This is a genomic window from Acidovorax sp. KPB24-07 (assembly GCF_057543315.1).
In genome coordinates this window covers 1-586 of record NZ_BAAJYS010000937.1, presented here as the reverse complement: position 1 = coordinate 586, position 586 = coordinate 1, and the positions used below count along the sequence as shown (strand labels likewise).

The window sequence follows — 586 nt, the reverse complement described above, 5'->3', positions numbered from 1 at the left end:
CGACGAGCCCACGGGCAACCTCGACCCCGCCACGGCCGCCCGCGTGATGGACCTGCTGCTGGCCCAGACGCGCGAACACGGCGCCGCGCTGGTCCTGGTCACCCATTCGGACGCCGCCGCAGCCCGGGCGGACCGGCGGCTGCGCCTCACGGCCAGCGGCATGGCACCTTCCGCCGGCCAACCCGGTCCGGTTGTGCCGCCCGCGACCTGACCGGCACCGCCCTCCATTCCCATGCTCCGCCTGCTGCGCACCTTCTCCTGGCAGGAACTGCGCCACCACCCCTGGCGCGCCGCAGCCGCCGTGGCTGCCGTCATGCTGGGCGTGGCGTTGGCCTTCGCGGTGCATGTGATCAATGCATCGGCCCTGTCCGAGTTCGCGCAGGCCGTGCGCAGCATCAACAGCCAGCCCGACCTGGAACTGCGCGCCACCCAGGGCAGCCTGCCCGACGCGCTGTATGGCCCGGTCGCCACGCATCCGCTGGTGGCACGCGCCGGGCCGGTGCTGGAAACGTCCGCCCAGGCCAGCCTGCCCGGAACGGCGGGGTCCGCGGCGGTGGCCTTGCGCGTGCTGGGCGCCGACGCGTTG

General features: G+C 74.6%; 2 pseudogenes. Both read left to right on the top strand.

The annotated features are described in order from the left end of the window. Positions 1-211, top strand: a pseudogene (locus AC27IQ_RS26780) (hypothetical protein); the annotation flags it as partial. Between the two features lie 21 nt (positions 212-232). After that, positions 233-586: pseudogene (locus tag AC27IQ_RS26775) on the top strand (ABC transporter permease); the annotation flags it as partial.